The following is a 25,809-nucleotide window of genomic DNA, read 5'->3' as shown; positions in this document are numbered from 1 at the left end:
TACGAATGAATACCTGAGTGGAATATTTGAGGAATAACATAAAATTATTCTATTGGTAAAAGCAATAAGAAATATGGAAATAGAAAACAAACCTAAAAATCACGATTGATTATAAATGGTTAAAAATAAATAAAATATATTGACGATATGAGATTATTATCTGATGAGTTGATCCAATCCATTAATTACAATGTTATTTTTGTATTTTTGTTGGCTTAAAGTGTCGATTTGAAAAAAATAACCACATATATATTAATAGCTGTATTATCAGCATTCTTATTCGGACGATGTGCCAAGATGCCGGGCACTATAACCGGCGGACCTAAAGATGAAGCTCCGCCACAGTTTCTATACAGCATTCCTCCTCTGTATAGTACCGGTTTTAAAGCAAACCGGATTGATATCGTATTTGATGAATTTCTACAGTTAAAAGATGTCAATACCCATTTCTATTCGTCTCCACCGATAAAGAAAACCCCGGAAATTCTTTTGTACGGCAAAACAGTCAGGGTTAAACTAAAAGAACCCTTATTGCCGGATATGACTTATTCTTTTTATTTCGGCGAGTCTATAGTGGATAACAATGAAGGAAATAAAATGACCGGATTCCTGTATGTATTTTCTACGGGAAATTATATCGATTCACTTACTTTCACAGGGAGGGTGCTGAATGCATTTGATTTAACCTCCAAAAAGAAAGATGATAAGGTGCCGACGGCGGTATTATTATATGATGACATGAGTGATTCAGCGGTATATAAATCTAAACCGGTTTATATGACCCGCGTGGATAATATGGGATTTTTTACATTTTCACATATCCGTCCGGATACATTCCGGATTTTTGCTATCCGAGACATGGGCAATAACCTGTTATTTGATATGCCTACCGAACAGATTGCGTTCTCGGATTCATTGATTGTAATCGATGATCGTTATTATCTTGATCCGGATATTCCGGTTTTTACTTCTTTGAACCTACCGGATACCCTTAAAGAAAAAAATCCCAATCTTCTGAAAAAAGACATTGTTTTGTATCAATTTCAGGAAGTACCGACCAAACAATACCGGTCTTCATACGAGAGACCGGAAGCCAACCTGTTACGGTTTACTTATAGTTTGCCTGTAGATTCCTTGCCTATGAAGATCGACGAATATGAACCTTCCGGAAAATGGTTTGAGCTAGAGGCGTCGGCAAATAACGATACACTTGAATATTGGTTATTGGATACGACACTTGTCAACCGGAAAACACTGATTGTCCAGATGCAGTCTCCTCGCACCGATTCCCTGAATCAACTGGTATATCTTCCGGATACGTTAAAAATGTCTTTCGAGCCACCCCGGGTTGTAGATACCCGCTCAAGAAGAGAACGGAAGGATGATGAAAAAAGCGGAAAAGATACCCGGCCGCGTACTGCTGTTGAAATGATGCAGATCAAATCCAATATCAGTAATATGATGGATCTTACCGATAGGATGATATTGACCACCTCGCAGCCAATCGATAAGATAGATCCGTCTAAAATTATTTTTGAGGAGCAGGTTGATACGTTAAGAATTCCTGTTCAATATACGCTAGTCGAAGATTCGACAAATATGCGCAAATGCTTTATCGACTGGAAGCTGAAGGAAGATACCAAATATTTTATGACGGTTGACTCAATGGCTTTTAGTAGTATATATAATGTATATAACGATTCAACGGGATTTGCGTTTTCAACGCAGAAAGAAGATTATTACAGTAGTATTGAAATTACATTCAGCAACGTTCCTTGTCCGTTGATCGTACAGGTTTTGAAAGCTGGCGATAAAGAATCTGTCGTAAAACAAATGTTTCTTACTGAGGGGAATACTGTATTGCTTGATTTTCTGAAACCTGATAAATATAGATTAAAAGTAATATTTGATAAAAATGGTAATGGTAAATGGGATACCGGGCATTATTTGAACAAATTACAACCGGAAAAGGTTACTTATTATACCGAACCTGAAATTGAAACGCAATCGAGTTTTAAGACCGAAATAAGATGGGCATTGCCCCGGATATGATCTGATAATGTATAAATACCAAAATACCTAGAAAATGAAAAATATAATTTTTGTATCCCTCCTTATTTCATCTTTTATAGGAGGATATGCCCAGAGTCAAAAGGTGACTTATGCCAGTAAAAAACAGATTGAGGATTTTTTCAAATCCAAAACGATGATTGTTATGGATGCCAATCCATTGATAGGTTATAATATCATCATGGCCGATGCCGTTAAAAAGTACTGGACTGTGACCCCTTATGAGATCATTTCTTCCGAACAGTTCGATAAAATGTATACAGATCCTGGAACATCTTTTGTTTTTTTATCCAGGGTGCAATTAGAAAAGGATAAAGAAGAGGTGTATTACTTATACATGAATATCGTAATGGGAGCAAAAGTAAAGGATATTACAGCCTTACCGGAGTTGTTATCTGTTCCATTGGCTTATACCGGGGTTGATGAAGACAGTTATGTGGATGTATTGCCCCTGATGGTACGATTTGCCCAGGCTCATCTGGAAAATCTGAAAACTTCCAAGAATCCGAGGTTCGTGTATAATCTTAAAAACTACAGCAATGATTCGCAATTATTGAAAGAAAAAACACTTTTGGTAAAAGAAAGTGATCTGGCGGAAGATGTCAATACATTGGAAAAAATCAAGGCTGTTTATTCCGGGGAAGTAAAAATTGTAGATTCCAAAGAGATGATGGAAGCCATTGAGGCAAAAAAGCCCAATACAGCTGTTTTACATCAGGTAAGCCCTGCAGAAGATGAGAATAACGGACGCTCTTATTGCCAGATTTTTGGTACTGATGACGCTAAATTATACTATTACAACCATCAAAACATTACAGAGCGTCGTCCGGTAGGAATGTTGGCGCGTGACTTCCGGTTAATATCCGGAAAATGGTTTTAATCATCGTCTGTTTAGGATATTGATTTCGATACGAAAGGGTTAGGTATTTTTAACAAAAATAAACACTCGAAAATGTGATTATACTATTTTTTTATAGTATATTAGAGCAGTTTTTATAATCTATAACCAAAATTTTCAGTCATGTATATCACGTTTAATGAGCTTAGAAGGATAAAGGATGCATTGCCCAGCGGCAGCATGAAAACCATTGCCGACGAGTTAAGTATCAGTGAGGATACCGTAAGGAATTACTTCGGTGGATCGCACTATAAGTCTGGAGAAAGTGTGGGTATCCACGTAGAGCAAGGACCTGACGGAGGAATTGTTACATTGGACGATACGACGATATTAAACTTGGCAAGGAAAATCCTTGAGAAAAACAACTTATCCTAACCAGCGCACACAAAAAATCTAAAAAAGGGGGTAAATAAAATAAAAGAATTTGTTTCCCCCTTTTTCGTTGAAATAATTGATCATGTCCCTTTCGAAAATATTCTTAGATTATTTTTTTTTGATCGTTATCGGATTGTTTTGTCCGGTTATTCAAGCTCAATATAATCCACCTGATGGAATTTATCCTGATGCCGTTTTTAACGAATCTGTGAAGACGGTTCGTCTGATCAAAACTGAATGGGAGATTTCTTATCCCATCAGTCATATTGAAGATGAGAACCCGATGGAGTTATCATTTGATGAACTTTCCCGGAATGCTAAGAATTATTCTTACACAATCATACATTGCGATGCAGACTGGCGACAATCCCGTCTGATACCTACTGACTATATGACAGGCTTTTCTGTAAATTATATCCGTAATTATGAGTACTCATTCAACACGCAGATACCATATATCCATTACCGGGTATCTATACCGAATGAAGATGTCACTCTTAAGTTATCAGGAAATTATGTAATCATGGTTTATGAAAATGGCAATGAACGTAATCCGATATTATGTAAGCGCTTTTGTATAACTGAATCCGCAGTAACAATTTCAGCAACCGCTTATCAGGCCAGGTTGACCGCTTATCGGGATGAATGGCAACAGGTTGATTTTGTTGCCCGGACGCTTCAGCCGATAGAGAACCCGTATCAGGATATCAAAACAGTTATTATAAAAAACGGCCAATGGAATATGGCTCTTACCGGGATCCGGCCGCTATTTGTTCGTCAGAACGAACTGGATTACCGTCAGGAGAAAGCTACATTATTTAAGGCCGGGAATGAGTTTCGCCCATTAGATACGAAAAGTATCCGGTATTCATCCACCCGTATGACCAAGATCGAATTTGAACCACCGACTTATCATTTTTATCTTTACCCTGATGAGTCGCGTAATACAAGTCGCTATCTTTTTTATGAAGACTTCAACGGAAGGTATTCCGTTCAATCGGAAAAGACAAACAATCCTGATATTGAAACAGATTATGTATATGTACATTTTACGTTGAAAGCTCCTCAGGATCTGAATGAAGGACAAGTATATGTTTATGGTGCATTTACTAATTTTAACTGTACTCCGGATAATTTAATGAGGTATAATCCTGAAAAAGGACAATACGAGGCTAGGATACTACTCAAACAAGGGTATTATAATTACGGATACGCTTTTCTCCCTTTTAAGCACCCTGTAATTGATGATACGATGCTGGAAGGTAGTTTTTATGATACTGAGAACGATTATATCATATACATGTACCATCGAAGCCGAACATCGCGATATGACCGTTTAATCGGAGTAAATGTAGTCAATACGTTGCATAAGTAACTGATTAAAAATAACCGTCAGGAGTACGAACGTGTAGTACTTTCGCTTGTTTGTCAACAGATATTATTAATTCTGGGAATAAGGAGATCAATATCTCCTTATGATCTTTCACTACCTGTAATACGATATTACCTTTAAAATCTTCAATTTGCACAATTATCCCTATTTCTCCAAACCGGTCATCACGTAAGGTAAAACCGATCCATTTTTCCCATTCTTGTTTTTGTTCCTCTTTCTGATAAGGAATATCTGCATATACATCACAGCCGAGTAATTCAAAAGTTTCATCCAGGGAATCGACAAATTCCAATTTGACCTGTGCAGAGGTATCTGATCTTAGAGAAAATTCCTCAACAGGAAAAGGAACCAGCAATCCATCAACAACAATAAATATTTCCGACAGGTTTTCCATACTATCGTCTAGTTGATGCTCAGATACGAGTATTAATTCTCCCGAAAAGCCGTGCGCTTTTGAAATCTTTCCCAACTGATGTAATGCCTCTTTATTCATCCTGCATGATTAAATAAAAAACCCTCAAAGTTATTAACTCCAAGGGTTTTTTCCAATGCTTATTATTTTTTATTCAGCAGGCGTTTCAGATGCTTCCGCTGATTCGGTATTTTCTACTTCAGGGGTCTCTTCTGCTGCGGTTTCGGCAGATGCTTCTGCTTCAGCGGCAACTTCAGCTTTAGGCTCAAGGGCTGCTAATTTTTCTGCTACTTTCTGGGCTGTAGCTTCTTTAGCTTTCATTTCCTCTTCAAGACGCTTACGTGCAACTTCGTTCTTTTCTTTAGTAGCATTGTTTTTCAATGATTCTACTTTGGAACGTTTTTCTGAAATCCATTTATCAAAACGGGTTTCAGCTTCTGATTCTGAAAAAGCCCCTTTCTTTACTCCTTCCAGCAAATGTTTTTTTAACAAAACACCTTCATGGGACAGGATATTTCTACATGTTTCGGTCGGTTGGGCTCCATTGTTCAACCAAGTAAGGGCCTTGTCGAAATCCAGTTCGACGGTGGCCGGATGTGTGTTCGGATTGTACGAACCCAATCTTTCGATATACTTGCCATCCCGTGGCGCCCTGCTATCAGCTGCAACAATGTGGTAAAAAGGATAACCTTTTTTTCCTTGTCTGGTTAATCTGATCTTTACAGGCATAATTTTACTTTTTAATGATTATTAATTTGAGGCTGCAAAGGTACTGTTTTTTATGAAACTACCTATCCGGATAGGATAAAAAAATATTTGTTTTGTTAATTTATTTAGCTAAACACATAATTTATTGTATATTAGATAGTATTGTGTGCTGTTTTTACTCCTTTTTAATATATTATGTTATCGCCTGTATAAACAGGACCCAATCTTTGGAATCGGGAGTGTCTAGTATAACTACCTCATTATTTATCGATTTTCTGATTGAAATATATTCTCCCGAACGGGGATTAAACCAAGAGAGTTTAAAATATTTTCCGGCTAAACTCTTTAAGTTAACATTGATTGTTCTTTTTGAAGGTATATATGAGACTGAAAAATTTTTATCTTGGGATATGGAAGTAGTCACCCAATCATTGGATGTATATGTTCCGGCACCGTTCTCTATTAGTTTATGGTTAAAATCCGGTTCCAGCAGTGTCCACTCCAAAGCTGTGAAAAATGTATATAAATATTTCAATGAAGCTGCACCGGGGTATTTCAATATTTCCCGCCAGTTTTCCGGAAATGCCCAATTCCGTGATCCGTATGCATGACCACAACTTCCGGATAACAGACTCCACCACGCTTGTTTGCGTACCTGTAATGCGGAACCCCAATCACCATGTTCTCCTTCATAAGTAGATTCACCCAGTATGAAAGGCATTTTATTTCGCAAGTATTCTTTTTTAGAAACTTCGTATACCTCAAATTGATCTTTGGTCCAGGCTTTATTGAAGCCCCTGAAATAAGTATATACCATTGAAAAGTCAAGCCATGTAGCGTTGTCCCAAACATCCAGGCTCGAATGTGTTGATGCTGCATGATAAGTCTGTAACTGATGTGGAGCCTGCTGTTTTATAGCTATTGCCAGCGCATTCAATTCTTCCCTGTTTATTAACGGGTCGTTATCTCCACCCAAAATCCATATTATATTTTTATGGTGGGCATATTTTTTACCAATATATTTACCAAACCGAGTTACCTTCACTACACCATTATTTTGCATCGGACGATTTTCCCATCCCCATGCGTCCTTACAACAACTTACCCACATAGGCACTATGCCCATTAACATGTTCTCTTTTTCTGCATAAGCCAATACCCATTCAACAAAATCGAAGTAAGCTTCATTAAGCGTTGAAAAATCATCATTATCCCGGAATGGCTTTACCCCATCCCTGTTTTCCCTGTCGGGAAGCATTAATATTGTTTGGATTACGTTAAATCCCTGGTTTTTTCTGGCCTGGATATATTCTTTTATTTCGTCTTTTGTCAACGCAAAATACAATGCCCATCCGGTATCCGCATGATACAGAAAAGGAATGTGATTCTGATCCTCTAAATAACGACGATTACTGCTTATCTGAAGTGGAAAAGAAACCTGGGATGAAGCATGATCAGTGAAAAAAAGAAATAAACATAATATAGAAATCATCCATTTCATGAGTCTTTTATTAAAAAATTGACAATTGTAATTCGTGATTTTCCTGATACAGATTTGAGTTTTAACAAAAATATATAAAAACATGATTTTTGTACTATTCAATATAGAGTTTTTTCCTTGTGGTATTCATACCAAACAGATTTATTCGGAGAAAGATAAAACGAGTTCATATAGAGTTTAACAAATAAAATTCTTTTGTGTTGTATATCAGTAAAAAAAAGATCAGTACAACACAGTAAAGGGCAGCTTTTGTAATGGGAATAGTAGATTAGTTGAGTAAAAGTGAAAAAAGGATATCGTTCATTCGGCTAAATTTTCGTAAATTTGCCAAATTTTTTAAAGCATAAGATCATGTCATTCCTCACAGACAAAATTTTATTTGAAGGTCTCACCTTTGATGACGTATTGTTGGTTCCGGCCTATTCGGAAACCCTTCCGCGCGATGTTAGTTTATCTACCATGTTCTCCCGGAATATCAAGTTGAACGTTCCGGTTATTTCTGCTGCTATGGATACAGTTACCGAATCAACGATGGCCATTGCCATGGCCCGCGAAGGAGGAATCGGTGTCATTCACAAAAATATGGGTATCGATGAGCAGGCAAAACAGGTAAAAATAGTTAAACGAGCCGAAAACGGAATGATTTACGATCCTGTGACCATCAATGTCGATGCAACCGTAGGGAAAGCAAAAGAGTTGATGCAGGAATTCAAGATCGGTGGTATACCGGTGATTGATAACCGCCGGCTGGTAGGTATTGTCACTAACCGGGATTTACGTTTTGAGTATAATCTGAAAAGACCTATCGTAGAGGTAATGACCAAAGATTCGATCATTACGGCTACAGCAGGGACTGACCTTGAAAAAGCAGCAGAGATACTTCAGCGCCATAAAATTGAAAAACTACCGGTGGTTGATGATAATCAGCAGCTTATTGGATTGATTACTTATAAGGATATTACGAAAGCAAAAGACCGGCCGAATGCATGTAAGGATGAATTCGGCCGTTTGCGTGTTGCTGCTGCCGTTGGTGTTACTTCGGATACGCTGGATAGAATTGAGGCCCTTGTCAAAGCCGATGTAGACGCGGTAATCATTGATACGGCACATGGGCACCATATCAACGTGATCGATATGGTGGGAAAAGCAAAGAAGCGATTTTCCGGAATTGATATCATTGCCGGAAATATAGCCACAGGTGATGCCGCCAGGAAACTGGCAGAAGTCGGAGCTGACGGAGTTAAGGTCGGGATCGGACCCGGATCTATTTGTACTACACGTGTGGTCGCTGGTGTGGGTGTTCCTCAATTATCAGCCATATATAACGTATCCCAGGCCATACAATCTTACAAGATACCTGTAATTGCTGATGGTGGTTTACGTTATTCCGGAGATATTGTAAAGGCGTTGGCTGCAGGAGCCCATAGTATTATGGCAGGATCCTTGCTTGCCGGCGTAGATGAATCTCCCGGAGACACCATTATTTATAACGGAAGGAAATACAAATCATATCGTGGTATGGGATCTATTGAAGCCATGCAGAATGGATCGAAGGACCGTTATTTCCAGGATATGGAAGATGATGTTAAGAAGTTGGTGCCGGAAGGAATAGAGGCTCGTGTACCTTACAAAGGAACACTTTCGGAAGTTGTTTATCAAATAGTTGGTGGATTGAGGTCCGGGATGGGGTATTGTGGAGCTGCCGATATTGAAGCCTTACATGAAGCCAAATTTGTTCGCATCACCAATTCAGGTATCGAAGAAAGCCATCCACACGATGTGACAATTACCCGGGAAGCCCCGAATTACAGCAGATAAAAAGTTTCCATAAAAAGACGTTCTGTGTCCTACCCATCAGGTATCAAAGTTTTATTTCTGGCTGTATTTATATTCTTAGGTACAGGCATAATCAGTGCAAATGAGTCGATTTTGGTACAGATTGGTCATCAAATGTTTGATATAAACGACTTTGAACGTATCTGCCAAAGGGATGAAACATTGAAAAAAAAGGACTTGGATGAATGCCTGGAAAAATATATACAGTATCAACTTAAGATTATTGCTGCAAAAGCAGCCGGGATAGATACCTTGTCTTCCTTTATCTGCGAGTGGACAAAATACAGTGACCAATATGCCATTAAGTTCCAGATGGACAAAATTGTTAACGAGCAGTTACTCAGGGAAGCTTATGAGCGTAGCCTTTATGAAGTAAAAGCAGCACATATTCTGATAAAGGTAGACGGGGATGATACTATTCCGGCATATCGCCGTATCATGCAAATTCGGGATAAAATCATATCAGGTGAAAATTTCGAAGAGATGGCCCGAATCTATTCCGATGATACTTCTGCGAAGATGAATCATGGAGACTTAGGATATTTTTCTGTTTTTCATTTGGAATATCCTGTTGAAACTGCGGCATACCTTGCTTTGGACGGATCAATCTCACTGCCTGTCAGAAGTAGTCAGGGATATCATCTCATTAAGGTATATGATCACCGGGCGGTTGAGTCGCCCCCGTCATTTGAAGAGTCATTGCCTGACTTGCGTCGAAAGATCAGCAATAACGATCGGTTATACCTGGCTAAAGATAAATATATTGCATATCTGAAAAAGAAATACTCATTTTCTGAAAATACCTCATTATTATCCGAAACTGAATATACTAATTCTTTGAATCGTCCGTTATTTTCTTTTGCAGGAATCATTGTTCCGCTTTCCGATTTTGTACAGTATTTGAGTGTAAATAAAGATCATAAAAGTATAGAAATATTGTATCATCAGTTTGTATGTCGCTCATTGCTTGATTACGAAAGGACCCGTTTTCCCGAAGATGATACATTTCGTAATGTAATTAATACATATCACGATGGATTACTGTTGATATATATTACAGAAAACGAGGTCCGAAAGAAAGCTCAGGATTCTGTTGGGTTGTTGGAATTTTATCAGAAAAATAAACGTAAATTCCGTTGGAAGAAACGAATGGTTGCAACAGCGTACTTTTGTAACAGTGAGGAAGTTGCTATGCGTGCCAGTCGATTGGTGGGTAGAACAAATGAGGGAAAAGGAAGTTTACCCAATAATTTGTTTATCTATTTTTGTGAAACAGACGGGGGCGCTCCGTGTTTGGACACTGTCCGTATGACCTTACCCAAGGGAACGAATAGCATTTTTGATCAAATAAATTGGAAAAAAGGTGTTTCAAAGATATTGGAATGGGATAGTAAATTTGTATTTTTGGACATTCATACCATATATCCTCCATCCAGGAAGACTTTTGTGGAAACCCGAGGGGAAGTACTCTCCGAATACGGGAAAGAGCTCGAGAACCAATGGATAAAAAGATTGAAAAAGGAATATCCGGTTACGGTCAATAAGGAGATGTGGGCTGATATAAAGAAAAAATCTAAAATAAGGGATTGATGGTCAATTGGAACAAAAATATCGGGATATACTTTCTTTTCTTTATTCTGTTACTACAGGCCTGTTCCACGGATTCTAAAGAGGACAGGGTTGTGGCAAAGGTTTTTAACAAGAATTTGTATTTTAGCGATATCAGGCATATATTTCCTAAAGGGAGTAGTAAAGAAGATAGCCTATCAATGGCTAGATTGTATATTGATAAGTGGATCAGTACCCAGCTTCTTTTGAGAAAGGCGGAAATAAACCTTTCCAAGGAACAGCTGGATATATCCAAAGAGATAGAAACATACCGGACGTCTTTATTAATTTATAAATATGAAGACCAGATGTTGTATGAAAAATTGGATACAACGATATCTGGAGATGAGATACAGGATTATTATGACAATAATACCGCTAATTTTATTTTGAACGAATTCGTCGTAAAAGCTTTATATATCCAGTTACCTGCCGATGCACCGAACGTATACAATGTGAAACGATGGTATATTTCTGATAAAGAAAAAGATATCCAAAGTTTAACCGAATATTGTTCTACTTATGCATTAAGATGTGATTTCTTTAATGATGACTGGATTTTTTGGTCGGATATTGAAAAAGAGTTGCCCCAACCGGAAGCAGCATCAAAGCAAATTGTAAATGGCAATCGTATCGAACAACAAAATGATAAATTTATCTTTCTGGTAAATATCAAGGAGAAAAAAGGGCCTGGAGATATTGTGCCTTTAGCTTTTGTAAGGGAAAAGGTCAAAAATATCATTATCAATAAAAGAAAGCTGGATTTTATCAGCAATCTGGAAAAGAAAATATATAGTGATGCTTTAAAAAAGAAGCAATTTGAAATATATCCCATTAATTAAGACATCAAGTAAATTGAATTATATAATGAAAAAAATCATTTTTTTGTTCCTCGGCCTGTATGCTGTGTCTCTTTACGCACAACCATATATGCTTGATCAAATAGTTGCCATCGTAGGAAGTAAACATATCAAACAATCGGATGTTGAAGGTATGTATCTGCAGTATAGATTACAGGGAGTACCTGTCCGTGGTGATATGAAATGTTCGATCTTTGAAGAATTGCTGACCCAGAAATTAATGATGAATCAAGCTGAAGTTGATAGTCTTGTGGTGGAAGGTAGTGAAGTCGAACAGGAACTGAATCGCCGGTTGGAATTTTTTATCAGGCAAACCGGTTCACAGGAAAAGATGGAAGAATATTTCAAAAAAAGTATTTATGAAATAAAAGATGATCTTCGCAGTGCGCTTTACGACCAACTGCTTGCCCAGAAAATGCAGGGAGAAATATTGAAAGATGTTAAAGTTACTCCATCTGAAGTACGTAGTTTTTATAATAAAATACCCAAGGATAGTATTCCATTGATCAATGGCCAGGTAGAGGTTGCCCAGTTAGTGATGTATCCGCCTTACAGCGATGAAGCGATTAGCGAGGTCCGTCAGGAATTGCTTAATATGAGAAAAGAGATTATCAACGGTAGAAGTTTCCGGACACTGGCTGTTCTCTATTCTGAAGAACCTGCAGCTGTACGTACCGGGGGGGAAATTGGCTTTCAGAGTAAAGGGGAAGGCCTTGATCCGGAATATGTAAAAGCTGCATGGGCCTTGAAAAATAAAGGAGATGTATCCCGTATCGTTGAAACACAATTCGGTTACCATATTATACAGTTGATTGATAAAAGAGGGGATCAGGTAAATACACGCCATATAATAAAGAAACCCAAGCTCAACCCTGAAGCTATTGAAACTGTAACTCAACGGTTAGACAGCGTGGCTAAGTTAATTAAGGAAGAAAAAATTGATTGGGATAAAGCTGTTTTGTATTTTTCCCAGGATGAAAATACACGTTTCAACGGAGGCGTAATGATTAATCCAAATGATTTTAGTACTTCTTTTGAAATGAATCATTTGGAAAAATCTGATTATGAGGTAATCAAAAATTTAAAAATAGGAGAGATATCGGCTCCTTTCGAATCAAAAGATGAAAAGCAAAGACCGGTTTATAAAATATTAAAGGTTAATTCATTAACAGATCCTCATCGGGCAAACCTGAAAGAAGACTATACATATCTCCAAAGTATCACACAGCAGAATAAATCGATGTCTGTTATCGAAGATTGGGTCAACGAAAAAATAGAAAGCAGTTATATATATATCGATGACAGTTTTAAAAGGTGCGGACTGAATAATAATAACTGGTTGAAATAAGCATGAAACAAGATATGACCGAGAATACATCATGTACGAAGCATCATTGTACATTGTATAAGATCTTTTTACATGTATGTATCATATCTGTTTTTTTATTCCAGGCAATATCTTTATCGGCCCAAACTGACACGGAAGTTAAGGAAATATATGTTTCCTATGCACTAGGCAGGCCTGCACCGGATATATCTCCAGATGCTATGCGTTTGATTGATAGTGTGGTAATGGTGCATGGAGATATTACCATGACGTGTGATAGTGCATATTATTTTAGCGAGACAAATCGTTTGGATGCATTTAGCCGCGTGCATATTATAAAAAGTGATGGAAGTACGGTAGATGGGGATTTCGCTAAATACCAGGGAGATGATAGTTTTTCTGAGATATGGGGTAATGTTGTTCTGGAAGATCAGGATGCTATTATGAAAACCCAGCATTTGTATTATGACCTGAGTACAAATATTGCTTATTATGTAGTAGGAGCAGATATATTCAATAAGGGAAACCATATGGTCAGCAAAAAAGGGCATTACTATAGGGACATTAGTATGTTCTATTTTAAGAAAGATGTGGTACTCAATACCCCGGATTATACAATCATAACAGATACCCTGAATTATAATGTACAAACAAAAATTGCTGATTTTGTTGGCCCTACCCATGTTGTGAATGAGAAAGACACTATATTCTGCGAACTTGGCTGGTACAATACCAATGATACGGTAGCGCTTTTCAGGAAGAATGCTTGGATAAAAAGCGGAAGTACTACGGTCAATGCCGATACTTTGTATTATGAAAGTCAAACCGGAAATGGCCGGGCATTCAGTAACATTGTAATTGTAGATACTACCAATAATATCATCCTGCAAGGACAAAAAGGGGCTTACAATAATGTATCTGAAAAGGCTTGGCTTACCGATCAGGCAATGTTGATCATGACGGGTGAAAAAGACTCTCTTTTTATGCATTCTGATACATTGCGGTCAGATGTTGATACATCCGGCTTTAAGATCATGAAAGCTTATAATAAGGTGAAATTTTACAGTCTGGATATGCAGGGCATGTGCGATTCGCTGGCTATGTCACTTCAAGATTCGGTGATCCGGATGTTTACCCTTCCTGTAATATGGTCGCAGGATAACCAGATGACAGCCGAATATATTGAAATAGAAACCGAAAGGCAGAAACCCAAGCAAATGAATTTATTAAATAAAGGATTCATAGTTTCTCAGGAAGATACGGTGGGTTTCAACCAGATACGTGGAAAGAGAATAGTAGGATTCTTCAGGGATGATAATGAGTTATTCAGGGTTAAGGTATTCGGAGACGGAGAAGCCATATATTATGTTAAAGATGGAGAGGATTATACCGGGGTCAATAAATCATCCAGTCCGGATATGGACATCACTATCAATGATCGTAAAGCAGAAAAAGTCAGTCATCTAGGGCCTTCTGATTTAGAGTTGATACCAGAGAATGAGTTTAATCCTACAGAATTAACCCTTACTGGTTTCAACTGGCTGGTCAAGCATCGCCCTTTGGATAAAAATGAAATATTCCATTGGGGGGAACGAATAGTAATGAATGATGAAGATACATTGGGTATCGTTAATTTTGCCCAGTCCGAGACAATAGATTCTCTCAGGAACAGGATCAAAATATTAATTCAAGGTAAAAAGGCCAGGATAGGTGTGGCCATTATGGATTCGAGAGACAACGATACACTAACGTTTGATCGTCATTTTCATTTTCCGATGGCAAGCGTTTATAAGTACCATATAGCACTGTCTGTTTTAAGGCTGGTAGACTTTGGCCGTATGAAGCTGGATCAGAAGATACTTGTAACCAAGGAGGAGCTGATACCTGATACACATAGTCCATTGAGGGATGAGCATCCGGAGGGAAACGTTAACCTTACCCTGTCCGAGTTACTGGAATATATGGTTTCTAAAAGTGACAATAATGCCTGTGATATACTTCTGAAGCTCATGAACGGTCCTAAAAGAGTGGAGCAGATTGTGAAGAGTATCGGGGTTAACGATATTTCCATCGTTAATACGGAGCAGGAGATGCATGAGGATGCAGGAAAAATGTTGAATAATTGGACCACCCCGTATTCTGCGGTAAAGGCATTAGCCATTCTTGACAGGCAAGATATATTGTCGGAGAGTAGCCGTAATTTTTTGTGGAAACTAATGAGTACCTCTTCTGTCGGATCTGATAAAATCAAAGGAAAATTACCTAAAACAGCAATTGTCGGCCATAAATCAGGCAGCTCACTCAGAAATGATGAAGGAATAAAGATGGCAGATAATGATATAGGGGTGGTACGTTTATCCGGCAATAACCATTACATCATAGCTGTATTTATAACAGATTCAGATGAAGATGATCAGGCAAATGCTACTATAATTGCTGATATCTCACGATTAGCCTGGGACTTTTATAATGTGAAAAAATAATTTTAACTTTTTGCCTGTTCATTCGTTTTAATTATAGAATCGATGAATCGATAATTTCCCCGCGGGTCTTTCTGAGATAATTATATTTTTATGTAGTATAATGATCTTGTGAGAGTAAATATTTATTGCGTGGATAAATGTCAAATTATTTGGTCGGAAATTAAAAATTGTTCCTTAACTTTAGGGTTTCAAAATTGAGAAGTATTAAATAAAATATCAGCATTATGTCTCAAGTTATTGGAGAGATTATACAGGTAATTGGCCCTGTGGTAGATGTTAGCTTTGAAAAATCATCAGATGAATTGCCTCACATTCATGAAGCATTGGAAGTGAAGAAATCGGATGGGCAGGTTATTGTTTTGGAAGTACAACAAGATATCGGCGAAAATACATTGCGGACCATAGCCATGGATTCTACCGATGGCTTACAGCGGGGAATGGAAGTCGTTTCTTCGGGAGGTTCGATACGTATGCCTAAAGGAGATAATGTCCGGGGAAGATTACTGAATGTCATTGGTGATGCCATTGATGGAATGGAACAGGTATCGAAAGATGGTTACGGAATACATAATGAACCGCCTAAATTTGAAGACCTTACTACTCAATCTGAGGTGTTGTATACCGGGATTAAAGTAATCGACTTATTGGAACCTTATGCTAAAGGCGGTAAGATCGGATTACTCGGAGGTGCAGGCGTTGGTAAGACCGTTATCATCATGGAACTGATCAATAATATTGCGAAAAAATATTCAGGAATGTCTGTTTTTGCCGGAGTAGGAGAACGTACCCGTGAAGGTAATGATTTGCTCCGGGAAATGATAGAATCCGGTGTAATCAAATATGGTGAAGAGTTTAAAAAATCAATGGAAGAAGGTGGTTGGGACTTGTCAAAAGTAGACAAGGAACAACTAAAAGAATCGCAAGCAACCTTGGTCTTCGGCCAGATGAATGAACCTCCGGGAGCGCGTGCTAATGTCGCTTTGTCGGGTTTAACCATTGCAGAATCTTTTCGCGATGGCGACGGTACGGGAAAAGGAAAAGACATCTTGTTTTTCGTGGACAATATTTTCCGTTTTACCCAGGCCGGGTCAGAGGTTTCTGCATTGTTAGGACGTATGCCTTCTGCAGTAGGTTATCAGCCTACTTTGGCCACAGAAATGGGGCAAATGCAGGAACGCATTACATCTACCAAGAATGGATCTATTACGTCTGTGGAAGCCATTTATGTACCCGCTGACGACTTGACGGATCCGGCGCCTGCGACAACTTTCGTACATCTGGATGCAACAACGGTACTTAGCCGTAAAGTTTCCGAATTAGGTATTTATCCGGCAGTAGACCCACTTGATTCAATGTCGCGCATCCTTACCCCGGAAATTGTCGGTAAGGAACATTATGATACGGCGCAGCGGGTAAAAGAATTGTTGCAACGGTATAAAGAGTTGCAGGATATTATCGCTATCCTGGGGATGGATGAGTTGTCAGAGCAGGACAAGATCATTGTTCATCGTGCCAGAAGAGTCCAACGCTTTTTATCTCAGCCTTTCCATGTGGCTGAGCAATTTACCGGACGTCCAGGTGTATTTGTAAGTGTAGAGGATTCTATCAAAGGATTCAACATGATTATGGACGGGAAGGTCGATAAATATCCGGAAGCTGCTTTCAGTATGGTTGGAACAATTGAAGAAGCCATTGAAAAAGGAGAACAGCTTTTGAAAGAGGCAAAATAATTATCTAAATAAAAACGGATCATGCTTTTAGAAATAATGACACCTCAAAAGAATGTATATTCAGGAGAGGTAAATTTGGTAAAAGTTCCGGGTAGCAATGGTTCTTTTGAAATATTAAAGAATCATGCTGCCATTATTTCAATATTGTCACCCGGAGAACTTAAGTTCGAAACAGAGACCGGAGAAATTAAATATTACCAAACTACTGATGGTGTAGTTGAGGTAAAGGATAACCATATTATAGTATTGGTAGATTCTATCGAAGGAAAATAATAAGATGCCCTCTGCATTATGATACGAATATTCTCTAACTTAAAATCAATAAGTTATGATTCAAAAAGTTAGACTGTTGTTCATGTGTTTTGTATTGTCATTTTCGCTTACATCATTTGCACAACGAAAAATTACTTTTACAGCTGCGGATCATTTGACTGTGACTGCCGATCTATATCGTGTCGACAAAAATAGTCCGCATATTATCCTCTTTCATGGAGAAAACGAAAGTAGGGGGGAATATCGCGATATTGCACCGAAATTGCAAAAGCTTGGATTTAATTGTCTGGCTGTAGATTTACGGTATGGTAAAGAAAGCAACTATATTAGGAATGAAACTTCTGAGCTTGCCCGGCAGAAAGATTTTCCGTCTACTATGTCGGATTGTGAAAAAGACATGGTCGCATCTATTGATTACATTTCAAAAACATCACATAATCAATGTATTATTCTTATTGGAAGTACTTTCTCTGCATCATTGGCGATGAAAATTGCCAACCAGGATAAAAAGATTGCAGCAGTGGCCGCATTTAGTCCGGGAGAATATTTTGGACCCACTATATCTGTAAGAGAGTGGCTTTCAGGTTTTAATACATTACTTTTTGTAGCTACTACACAACATGAATATCCTTTTGTGACCAATTTATTGGAAAATATACCACAGTCATTTATCACCCGTTTTCAGCCGTCTTTTGGTAACGGAGCACAGGGAATTGCTGCACTACACGATATTAACCCTACATCTAATGAATGTTGGATGTCATTGATGGTATTCTTAAAAAAAGTGAAAGATACAAAAAACGAATAGAAATCATTTTTTTCACCGTTTCAATTACTTATATTTGTCATTAGCGGATTGGCTATTAGATAAGTGTTATCCCTTACAAAAATTAATTGTATCCTAACCACCAAAAAAGAACATTATGAATGAGCAACAATTAAAGTTGATAGTAGAACGGTTTAATATACAAGGTGATGTGAAAAGTGTAAAGCCACTTGGAGCAGGACATATTAATGATTCATACAAAGTAGAAACCACTCCGGCAAGTGCACCGGAATATGTATTGCAGCGTATTAACCATTATATCTTTAAAGATGTACCGGCACTGCAGAATAATATTCTCCGCGTAACCAACCATATTAAGGAAAAACTGATAAAGGCCGGGGTAAAAGATGTTCAGAACCGTGTGCTGCAGTTGATACCTACCAAGGATAACCAGCTTTTTTACAAAGACAACGAGGGGAATTACTGGCGAATATTATATTTTATCCCTGATAGTTTTAGTTATGATATCGTTAATCCGGAATTTTCCTATCAGGCAGGAAAGGCTTTTGGCGATTTCCAGGCGATGCTGGCCGATTTGCCGGGAGAACCTCTGGCAGAGACCATACCTAATTTTCATAATATGGAAGCACGTCTGGAAACATTCAGGCAAGCTGTTAAAGACAACAAGGCCGGTCGTTTGGAAAAAACGAAATTCATGGTCGATGAAATTGAAAAGCGTGCCGAAGAAATGTGTAAGGCTGAACGGATGTACCGGGAAGGTAAGTTACCCAAGCGCATCAATCATTGCGATACAAAAGTAAATAATGTATTGTTTGATAAAGACGGACAGGTGTTATGTGTCGTTGACCTTGATACGGTAATGCCCGGGTATGTTCTGAGTGATTTTGGGGATTTTATGCGTACCGGCGCCAATACAGGTAAAGAAGATGATACAGATTTGAGCAAAGTATCCATTAATATGGATATTTTTGAGGCTTATACCAAAGGTTACCTTGAGAAAGCCAAACCATTCCTTACGCCTGTTGAGATTGAAAATCTTGCTTTTGGGGCTAAATTATTGACGTACATGCAGACTGTTCGTTTTTTTGCCGATTACCTTGATGGTGACCTATACTATAAGATACATTCTCCCGAACATAACTGGGAACGTACATTAGCACAATTCAAGTTATTGCAGGATATGGAGGATAAGTTCGACCAAATGCAACAGATTGTATCGGAAGCAGTCGCAAATGCATAGTTATATATCAATATTAAAGGTGCTGTAAAGTGATATTACAGTACCTTTTTGAAAGTAAGTTTCACAGATGAAGCAACAAAAAAGAGTACCTGAATCCAGATACTCTTTTTTTGTTTGAAGGTAAATATTTGCTATTCACATTGTTGCCCCGCTAGGATTCGAACCCAGACAAACAGAACCAGAATCTGCGGTGCTACCATTACACAACAGGGCAATTTCCGACTGCAAAATTAATCGTTTTTTGAGAAACAACAATCAAATACGGATAATTTAAAAAAATATGATAAAAAATAGAGGTTTTTCATTAATTTACTATATTTGTATCGTGCAGGATAAGGGGCATTTGCCAATTACCGGAAATCTTTCACATTGCCTTGTATGTAAGAAGTATAACATAATATAATAATCACTTTAATTAACAAAAATGTCTAAAATAGATTTAAGTAAGTATGGCATCAATACTGGCAATATTGAGATAGTCCATAATCCGACGTACGAGCAGCTTTATCAAGCTGAAGTTGATCCTAAAAATGAAGGATTCGAAAGAGGCGTATTAACTTCAACCGGTGCGGTTTCTGTTGACACAGGTATTTTCACAGGCCGTTCCCCTAAAGATAAGTATTTTGTAAAAGATGAGATCACCGATAAACATATGTGGTGGGATGGTACCATTAACCGTCCTATCAATAGCGGAGTTTGGGATTTTTGCAAAGGTCTGGTAACTGAAAAACTGGGCTCGACCAAGAAATTATATGTAGTGGATTGCTTTTGCGGTACCAATGTAGATACCCGCATGAAAGTCCGCTTCATCATGGAAGTAGCATGGCAGGCACATTTTGTAACCAATATGTTTATTCGTCCTTCTTTATATGAGTTAGCTAACTTCGGCGAACCGGATTTTGTTGTGATGAATGGTTCTAAAGTAACCAATCCAAAATGGAAAGAACATGGATTGAATTCCGAAGTATTTGTTCTTTTTAATCTTTCACAAAAGATGGCGGTAATCGGTGGTACCTGGTATGGCGGTGAAATGAAGAAAGGTATTTTCTCATTAATGAACTTCTACCTGCCATTGAAGGGAATCGCTTCTATGCACTGTTCTGCCAACGTTGGTGAAGAAGGTGACGTAGCTGTGTTCTTCGGTTTGTCGGGTACAGGTAAAACGACTCTATCTGCCGACCCGAAACGTTACCTGATCGGTGATGATGAACATGGTTGGGATGATCATGGTGTATTTAACTACGAAGGCGGTTGCTATGCAAAAGTAGTGGATCTGAGTGAAGAAAATGAACCGGATATCTGGAGAGCTATCAGGCGCGATGCTTTATTGGAAAATGTTACTGTAAAAGCGGACGGTACCCCTGACTATTCAAAAGCTGCTTCAAAGACAGAAAATACCCGGGTTTCTTATCCTATTTATTATATCAACAAAATCGTTCTTCCTTCGAAAGCAGGACATGCATCCAAAATTATATATTTAAGTGCTGATGCCTTCGGTGTGTTGCCTCCGGTATCTATTCTGGATGAAAAATCGGCTCAATACCATTTCCTTTGTGGTTATACTTCTAAACTGGCTGGTACAGAACGGGGTATTACAGAGCCTGTTCCTTCTTTCTCTCCTGCGTTTGGCGAAGCTTTCTTAACATTGCATCCGACAGTATATGCAAAGGTATTGGCGGATAAAATGAAAAAGCATAATGCCACTGCATATTTGGTAAATACAGGATGGAATGGTACCGGAAAACGTATCTCTATTAAAGATACCCGTGCCATTATCGACGCTATTATTGACGGATCGATCGAGAAAGCGGATAAAGTGAATATTCCTATTCTGAACCTGGTAGCTCCTAAGGCATTGAATAATGTTTCTACAGGTATCCTCGATCCTCGTGAAACATATTCCAATGTATCGGATTGGGAAGAAAAAGCAAAATCACTTGCTGCCAAGTATATCAAAAATTTTGAGCAATATACAGATACTGAAGCAGGTAAAGCCCTGATTTCTGCAGGTCCTAAACTGTAAACAAATTCCTGTTTTCAGGAAAATGCTACAAAGAGAGATACAAATCCGTATCTCTCTTTTTTTATGTCGGGGAGATACTGAGTATTTTATTATTTTTGCCGTCGGAAACATCATAAAAACAAATGTATCTTCCTGCAGGAATCTGTCTTTTGAGTAATATACCAATGCGTGCCGATGCATCGGAGAGAAGTGAAATGGTTTCCCAGTTGCTTTTCGGGGAAACTTTTACAATTCTGGATTCTACGGAGAAATGGTTGCATATCCGTACAACGATGGATGAATATAACGGATGGGTAAGTACCAATATGGTAAAACTGCTGGAGAAAGAGATTTTCTCTGATCAAGGACGGTTACATATTGTTTCTGTTCCTTTTACAACGTGTCATGTATCTCCGGACGATGTCTGTTTGTATTTGCCGGGTGGTAGCATTTTCTCCCCGGAATCGTTGTCCATTATAGATGAAAAAAGATCTTATCTGTTGGATGGTGATGTTTTGGAAACAAATCAAGATGTCGTGGCTTCAGCAAAGCAATATTTGGAAGCACCGTATTTGTGGGGTGGAAAAACTGTATTCGGAATAGATTGTTCCGGATTGGTACAGGTGGTTTTTCGCATGGCCGGAAAATACCTTCCCCGTGATGCCCATCAACAGGAGAAACTTGGTAATCCGGTTGATTTCGAGGATATCCGGCAAGGAGATCTGGCTTTCTTTGCGAATGAAGAACATCGTGTGATTCATGTGGGGATCCTTTGTGATGATGCCAGTATCATCCATGCATCCGGTTGTGTGCGGATAGACCGTTTTGACCGGCAGGGGATATTTAACAGGGATGAAAAACGATATACCCATCAATTACATAGTATCAAAAGAATTTAAAATATACATACAATGATATATAACATATTCATAGTTATTGCAGCATATTTGGTCGGATCCATACCCTCAGCAGTATGGATCGGTAAAGCACTCCATGGCATTGACGTCCGGGAACACGGTAGTAAAAATGCCGGGACAACAAATGTGATGCGGGTCTTAGGTGTTAAAACAGGGCTTCCTGTGCTATTGATCGATGTTTTCAAAGGTTTTGGTGCGGCAAAACTGGCATTATTGTCGCCAACATTCATAGCCGGGACCAATACATATGTGAATTTTCAACTGATCTTAGGTGCAGCAGCAGTATTAGGCCATGTTTTTCCCATTTTTGCGGGATTTCGTGGGGGAAAGGGTGTTGCCACTATTGTCGGGGTCTTACTCGCTTTGCACTGGCAGGCTACATTGGTCGCTGTTGGCATATTCTTTCTCTCTTTGTTCATTACAAAAATTTCTTCTGTAAGTTCTTTGATGATGGGACTTTCGTTCCCTATATCGGTAATTTTTATCTTTCAATCGGATAGTATTTCATTGAAGATTTTTTCCGTAATAGTTTGCGTCTTATTGTTTATCACACACCGGAAAAATATTTCGCGGCTGATGAAAGGAGAAGAGGGAAAGGCCACTTTCCTGTTTAAAAATGCTGATAAAAAGAAGGAATAACTGTTACTCTTAAAGAAATAAACGATTAAAACATTAGGAATTGGATTTTAGTTTTGAACATGTCTATCAGGTTGTCCGGTTGGTCCCATACGGAAGAGTTACAACTTACGGAGCCATTGCCAGATACCTTGGTTCGGCGCAATCATCCCGTATGGTCGGATGGGCCATGAATAATTCCCATCTCCATGAACTACCTGTTCCTGCACACCGGGTAGTAAACCGTATAGGGTTATTGACCGGTAAACACTTTTTCGGAGAGGGAAGGATGCAACAATTGCTCGAAGAGGAAGGAATGATCATTAAAAAAGACAAGATCGTCGATTTCGATAAATTTTTCTGGGATCCTAATATTGAGTTAGGATAGTTATTTGATTTGTTCCATTCTGAACATAGAGAAAGGGAATATTTATCCTCAAAATGAAAGAATATATATCAGTATGAACTGAACTTTCTAACTTTTAGACATTCTGACTTTGAACTATAATATAGTCAATTATCAATTTACAAAATAAACAGATCCGTTAATTGCTGTTCACTGGTAAAATGATATGCCTGCATACCCACACTACGCGCACCGATGACGTTATGTTCCAGATCATCGATAAATATCGTTTCGGCCGCTTTTAATTTCTCTGCTTTTAACACATATTCGAAAGACTCCCTATTCGGTTTACGGTATCCTATTTCATGTGAATAAAAGGTATGGTTGAACAGATCGGGTAGGAGAGGAGAACCTTTTTCCTTGAGGAGTTTTTTCAGGTACCTGTCGATATGTAGTTGATTGGTATTGCTGAGGAGGTAAAGTTGGTATTCTGTCCTTAAACGGCGGAGCAATTCAATATTTTCATCAGGGAAATCAAGTAGCATGGCACACCACGCGTCATCGATCTGTTCATCTGTCAGATTCCTTTTTGCATGTGTCCGGATAGCTTCATGAAACTCAGAAACCGATATCTTTCCTGTATCCAGCTTATCAAATATATCCGATTGCTTCATCATGGTATATATGGAATCGAAATCCTCTATACCCAATTCTTTGAATTGATTTATGGTCAGGTCGGGATCAATTTTGATAACGACGTTTCCCAGATCAAAAATGATATTTTTAATCGGCTTATTCATAAGGTTATACGCCTTAAGTCGTGAAATAAAATCAGGATGTAACATAAAAAAGTGAGATAAAATTTGCGAATATTCTGCAAAGATGTAATTTTGCAGTCCGATTTCAAAATAAATCAGGGCCCTTAGCTCAGTTGGTTAGAGCACCTGACTCATAATCAGGGGGTCGTAGGATCATGCCCTACAGGGCCCACAAGTAAAGAAAATCAACGCCTTACAAGAAAATTGTGAGGCGTTTTTATATTTAAGCATCGTTGTTTAAATTATTTTCGAAGTATTCTTGCAGGAAAAAGGCTTCTTATCTCATCCCTCTGTTCATACGACAAATCTTCAAATGAAATTCCGTATCTTTCTTGTGAGACATTATTTCTTAAATGATTGATCGTAGAGAACAGGGTACTATATATTCTAACATTATCTTCATAACTACAATTATTATTTAGTTCAAATGTGAATAGGTAATCCGGATTAGCCAGGATAAATTCCTGAATGGCAAAAGGCATTTGTTGCCAGTCCGTTGTTTTTCCATTGGCAATAATTCCGTTTTTATCAATTACGATAGGAAAAATAGAATAATCATTCTCATCAGGTTCAGGAAATGACGGGCTGGGGTTCATTTTTAACAATACATAAGGATAATATTGATCACTACAATCCGGATTTGTCGGTAATATTCTATAACCGACCTTTAGCAGCCCTATCCCAGTTAAAAGATTTTCAACGACTATAATATCTTTTACCCGTGTATTTTTATCTGCCCGGATCAAACAAGTCAAAAGCTTATGATCCGTTTCATGATGATTATTCTCTTTATATGCAGCAACTAAACCCTGAAGATTTTCAAGGTTTGATTCCGTTCGGTTTACGAAAAAGGTCGGGATGGTATCTTTTCCTTCTTTATCAATATAAATAACGATATCAAGAACCAATGAGCGATTGTTGATGATAGTATAATAACCCGATTCAGGATATTCCATATGATATTTTTGGGTAAAAGAAAGGTTATTCAGTGATGGATAATCTAACAACTGAATGCGGGATAATAATAAAGACCAGATTAAGATAAATATTGCCGAAAAGAAGATCCAATACCTGCTCTTATAGAAAGCGACCCTGCGTATGGTTTTCCATAGTTCCATAAAAAGAACAATTACAACAAATATCCATACTATATTGAAGGTAGGGTATAATAAAAACGAACAGAAAGCAGCCGTTGTTCCCAATATAAAACTTAATACAAAAGTCATTTGCGACAGCCAATAAAGAAAGATAGAGTTTAACGCAGTCAGGTCATTAAAGATACTCATTTTCCGATAGTAGTTTTTTGATGATTCCCTCCAGATTTTATTTTGAGGAAAGCAAAACTGAAGGAAAGAGCTTAAACCAAAAACAGAACCGATCAGTGCAAAAATGAAATTATAAAATAATACTTCGTGATCACTTAAAACAAGTATATCATCTTCGGGAAAAAGAACAACAAAGCGCAAAGCTTCCCGTATCATGTAGAAAAAAGCATAATAGCAGAAAGAAGTAAATAATGCGGAAATTATTCCGGGAATAAAGCGATACCAAGGTATTTTTTCCAGGGTATCGAGATTAAAATATTGTTTGAAGGTACCTTTTTCTATCAT

Annotated in this window: 22 protein-coding genes and 2 tRNA genes; 18 read left to right on the top strand and 6 right to left on the bottom strand. The window is 38.1% G+C overall.

Annotated elements, in window-relative coordinates; all coding sequences use genetic code 11:
* The first annotated feature begins 228 nt into the window (after positions 1-228).
* The 4 genes from LBQ60_12635 (at position 229) to LBQ60_12620 (ending at position 4,718) form a co-directional block, all read left to right on the top strand.
* A complete protein-coding gene (locus LBQ60_12635) occupies positions 229-2,052 on the top strand; it encodes an Ig-like domain-containing protein (GenBank protein ID MDR2038761.1) in 1,824 nt (607 codons plus the stop codon).
* A gap of 34 nt (positions 2,053-2,086) precedes the next feature.
* Positions 2,087-2,950: a hypothetical protein gene (locus LBQ60_12630; protein MDR2038760.1), complete on the top strand. Its 864-nt coding sequence runs from the start codon at positions 2,087-2,089 to the stop codon at positions 2,948-2,950.
* Between the two features lie 141 nt (positions 2,951-3,091).
* Complete coding sequence (locus tag LBQ60_12625) at positions 3,092-3,343, top strand: DNA-binding protein (protein MDR2038759.1); 252 nt, start codon at positions 3,092-3,094, stop codon at positions 3,341-3,343.
* A gap of 82 nt (positions 3,344-3,425) precedes the next feature.
* Positions 3,426-4,718: a DUF5103 domain-containing protein gene (locus LBQ60_12620; GenBank protein ID MDR2038758.1), complete on the top strand. Its 1,293-nt coding sequence runs from the start codon at positions 3,426-3,428 to the stop codon at positions 4,716-4,718.
* Positions 4,719-4,722: 4 nt separating this feature from the next.
* Here LBQ60_12620 and LBQ60_12615 read toward each other — a convergent pair whose 3' ends face one another.
* From LBQ60_12615 to LBQ60_12605, 3 genes are all read right to left on the bottom strand, one after another.
* On the bottom strand, positions 4,723-5,229 hold the full coding sequence (locus LBQ60_12615) for a hypothetical protein (GenBank protein ID MDR2038757.1): 507 nt from the start codon (positions 5,227-5,229) through the stop codon (positions 4,723-4,725).
* Positions 5,230-5,298: 69 nt separating this feature from the next.
* Positions 5,299-5,877, bottom strand: a complete 579-nt coding sequence (locus LBQ60_12610) for a 30S ribosomal protein S16 (GenBank protein ID MDR2038756.1) — start codon at positions 5,875-5,877, stop codon at positions 5,299-5,301.
* A 172-nt stretch (positions 5,878-6,049) separates the two neighbouring features.
* Positions 6,050-7,357, bottom strand: a complete 1,308-nt coding sequence (locus LBQ60_12605) for a glycoside hydrolase family 140 protein (protein MDR2038755.1) — start codon at positions 7,355-7,357, stop codon at positions 6,050-6,052.
* 351 nt (positions 7,358-7,708) lie between these two features.
* On the opposite strand from LBQ60_12605, the gene guaB reads away from it, so the two are divergent.
* From guaB to LBQ60_12560, 9 genes are all read left to right on the top strand, one after another.
* The gene (gene guaB / locus LBQ60_12600) at positions 7,709-9,175 is read left to right on the top strand and encodes an IMP dehydrogenase (protein MDR2038754.1); all 1,467 of its coding nucleotides are present in this window, start codon (positions 7,709-7,711) and stop codon (positions 9,173-9,175) included.
* Positions 9,176-9,199: 24 nt separating this feature from the next.
* Entirely contained in the window at positions 9,200-10,783 is a 1,584-nt protein-coding gene (locus LBQ60_12595) for a peptidylprolyl isomerase (GenBank protein ID MDR2038753.1), read from the top strand.
* Positions 10,783-11,643 carry a hypothetical protein gene (locus LBQ60_12590; protein ID MDR2038752.1) on the top strand — a complete coding sequence of 287 codons (861 nt, stop codon included), beginning with the start codon at positions 10,783-10,785 and terminating at the stop codon, positions 11,641-11,643. The genes LBQ60_12595 and LBQ60_12590 overlap by 1 nt, the downstream gene beginning before the upstream one ends.
* Before the next feature lie 25 nt (positions 11,644-11,668).
* Positions 11,669-13,009 (top strand): peptidylprolyl isomerase, encoded by a 1,341-nt coding sequence (locus LBQ60_12585; GenBank protein MDR2038751.1) that lies wholly within the window; start codon positions 11,669-11,671, stop codon positions 13,007-13,009.
* A gap of 2 nt (positions 13,010-13,011) precedes the next feature.
* Positions 13,012-15,471 carry a class A beta-lactamase, subclass A2 gene (bla, locus tag LBQ60_12580; protein ID MDR2038750.1) on the top strand — a complete coding sequence of 820 codons (2,460 nt, stop codon included), beginning with the start codon at positions 13,012-13,014 and terminating at the stop codon, positions 15,469-15,471.
* A 224-nt stretch (positions 15,472-15,695) separates the two neighbouring features.
* Positions 15,696-17,201: a F0F1 ATP synthase subunit beta gene (atpD, locus tag LBQ60_12575; GenBank protein MDR2038749.1), complete on the top strand. Its 1,506-nt coding sequence runs from the start codon at positions 15,696-15,698 to the stop codon at positions 17,199-17,201.
* Positions 17,202-17,222: 21 nt separating this feature from the next.
* Entirely contained in the window at positions 17,223-17,474 is a 252-nt protein-coding gene (gene atpC, locus LBQ60_12570) for an ATP synthase F1 subunit epsilon (GenBank protein MDR2038748.1), read from the top strand.
* 55 nt (positions 17,475-17,529) lie between these two features.
* Positions 17,530-18,282: an alpha/beta hydrolase gene (locus tag LBQ60_12565; protein ID MDR2038747.1), complete on the top strand. Its 753-nt coding sequence runs from the start codon at positions 17,530-17,532 to the stop codon at positions 18,280-18,282.
* 115 nt (positions 18,283-18,397) lie between these two features.
* A complete protein-coding gene (locus LBQ60_12560) occupies positions 18,398-19,501 on the top strand; it encodes an aminoglycoside phosphotransferase family protein (protein MDR2038746.1) in 1,104 nt (367 codons plus the stop codon).
* 143 nt (positions 19,502-19,644) lie between these two features.
* Here LBQ60_12560 and LBQ60_12555 read toward each other — a convergent pair.
* A tRNA-Gln gene (locus LBQ60_12555) sits at positions 19,645-19,715 on the bottom strand.
* Positions 19,716-19,925: 210 nt separating this feature from the next.
* Here LBQ60_12555 and pckA point away from each other — a divergent pair.
* From pckA to LBQ60_12535, 4 genes are all read left to right on the top strand, one after another.
* Positions 19,926-21,524 (top strand): phosphoenolpyruvate carboxykinase (ATP), encoded by a 1,599-nt coding sequence (gene pckA, locus LBQ60_12550; protein ID MDR2038745.1) that lies wholly within the window; start codon positions 19,926-19,928, stop codon positions 21,522-21,524.
* Between the two features lie 122 nt (positions 21,525-21,646).
* A complete protein-coding gene (locus LBQ60_12545) occupies positions 21,647-22,402 on the top strand; it encodes a C40 family peptidase (protein ID MDR2038744.1) in 756 nt (251 codons plus the stop codon).
* Positions 22,403-22,414: 12 nt separating this feature from the next.
* The gene (gene plsY, locus LBQ60_12540; GenBank protein MDR2038743.1) at positions 22,415-23,059 is read left to right on the top strand and encodes a glycerol-3-phosphate 1-O-acyltransferase PlsY; all 645 of its coding nucleotides are present in this window, start codon (positions 22,415-22,417) and stop codon (positions 23,057-23,059) included.
* A 40-nt stretch (positions 23,060-23,099) separates the two neighbouring features.
* Positions 23,100-23,423: an MGMT family protein gene (locus tag LBQ60_12535; GenBank protein ID MDR2038742.1), complete on the top strand. Its 324-nt coding sequence runs from the start codon at positions 23,100-23,102 to the stop codon at positions 23,421-23,423.
* Positions 23,424-23,560: 137 nt separating this feature from the next.
* On the opposite strand, the gene LBQ60_12530 is transcribed toward LBQ60_12535, so the two are convergent.
* Entirely contained in the window at positions 23,561-24,181 is a 621-nt protein-coding gene (locus LBQ60_12530; protein MDR2038741.1) for an HAD family phosphatase, read from the bottom strand.
* Between the two features lie 116 nt (positions 24,182-24,297).
* On the opposite strand from LBQ60_12530, the gene LBQ60_12525 reads away from it, so the two are divergent.
* Positions 24,298-24,371: transfer RNA gene (locus tag LBQ60_12525), tRNA-Ile, on the top strand.
* A 70-nt stretch (positions 24,372-24,441) separates the two neighbouring features.
* On the opposite strand, the gene LBQ60_12520 is transcribed toward LBQ60_12525, so the two are convergent.
* Positions 24,442-25,809: a hypothetical protein gene (locus LBQ60_12520; protein ID MDR2038740.1), complete on the bottom strand. Its 1,368-nt coding sequence runs from the start codon at positions 25,807-25,809 to the stop codon at positions 24,442-24,444.

Source organism: Bacteroidales bacterium (assembly GCA_031275285.1).
Classification (GTDB): Bacteria; Bacteroidota; Bacteroidia; order Bacteroidales; family UBA4181; genus JAIRLS01.
This window is presented reverse-complemented; position numbering and strand designations above follow the sequence as displayed.

What these genes read in the sequence shown, in the direction of transcription:
- LBQ60_12630 (MDR2038760.1), top strand. Translation starts at nt 2,087, where the DNA reads ATGAAAAATATAATTTTTGTATCCCTCCTTATTTCATCTTTTATAGGA.
- LBQ60_12625 (MDR2038759.1), top strand. Translation starts at nt 3,092, where the DNA reads ATGTATATCACGTTTAATGAGCTTAGAAGGATAAAGGATGCATTGCCC.
- LBQ60_12620 (MDR2038758.1), top strand. Translation starts at nt 3,426, where the DNA reads ATGTCCCTTTCGAAAATATTCTTAGATTATTTTTTTTTGATCGTTATC.
- LBQ60_12615 (MDR2038757.1), bottom strand. Translation starts at nt 5,229, where the DNA reads ATGAATAAAGAGGCATTACATCAGTTGGGAAAGATTTCAAAAGCGCAC.
- LBQ60_12610 (MDR2038756.1), bottom strand. Translation starts at nt 5,877, where the DNA reads ATGCCTGTAAAGATCAGATTAACCAGACAAGGAAAAAAAGGTTATCCT.
- LBQ60_12605 (MDR2038755.1), bottom strand. Translation starts at nt 7,357, where the DNA reads ATGAAATGGATGATTTCTATATTATGTTTATTTCTTTTTTTCACTGAT.
- guaB (MDR2038754.1), top strand. Translation starts at nt 7,709, where the DNA reads ATGTCATTCCTCACAGACAAAATTTTATTTGAAGGTCTCACCTTTGAT.
- LBQ60_12590 (MDR2038752.1), top strand. Translation starts at nt 10,783, where the DNA reads ATGGTCAATTGGAACAAAAATATCGGGATATACTTTCTTTTCTTTATT.
- LBQ60_12585 (MDR2038751.1), top strand. Translation starts at nt 11,669, where the DNA reads ATGAAAAAAATCATTTTTTTGTTCCTCGGCCTGTATGCTGTGTCTCTT.
- bla (MDR2038750.1), top strand. Translation starts at nt 13,012, where the DNA reads ATGAAACAAGATATGACCGAGAATACATCATGTACGAAGCATCATTGT.
- atpD (MDR2038749.1), top strand. Translation starts at nt 15,696, where the DNA reads ATGTCTCAAGTTATTGGAGAGATTATACAGGTAATTGGCCCTGTGGTA.
- atpC (MDR2038748.1), top strand. Translation starts at nt 17,223, where the DNA reads ATGCTTTTAGAAATAATGACACCTCAAAAGAATGTATATTCAGGAGAG.
- LBQ60_12565 (MDR2038747.1), top strand. Translation starts at nt 17,530, where the DNA reads ATGATTCAAAAAGTTAGACTGTTGTTCATGTGTTTTGTATTGTCATTT.
- LBQ60_12560 (MDR2038746.1), top strand. Translation starts at nt 18,398, where the DNA reads ATGAATGAGCAACAATTAAAGTTGATAGTAGAACGGTTTAATATACAA.
- pckA (MDR2038745.1), top strand. Translation starts at nt 19,926, where the DNA reads ATGTCTAAAATAGATTTAAGTAAGTATGGCATCAATACTGGCAATATT.
- LBQ60_12545 (MDR2038744.1), top strand. Translation starts at nt 21,647, where the DNA reads ATGTATCTTCCTGCAGGAATCTGTCTTTTGAGTAATATACCAATGCGT.
- plsY (MDR2038743.1), top strand. Translation starts at nt 22,415, where the DNA reads ATGATATATAACATATTCATAGTTATTGCAGCATATTTGGTCGGATCC.
- LBQ60_12530 (MDR2038741.1), bottom strand. Translation starts at nt 24,181, where the DNA reads ATGAATAAGCCGATTAAAAATATCATTTTTGATCTGGGAAACGTCGTT.
- LBQ60_12520 (MDR2038740.1), bottom strand. Translation starts at nt 25,809, where the DNA reads ATGATAGAAAAAGGTACCTTCAAACAATATTTTAATCTCGATACCCTG.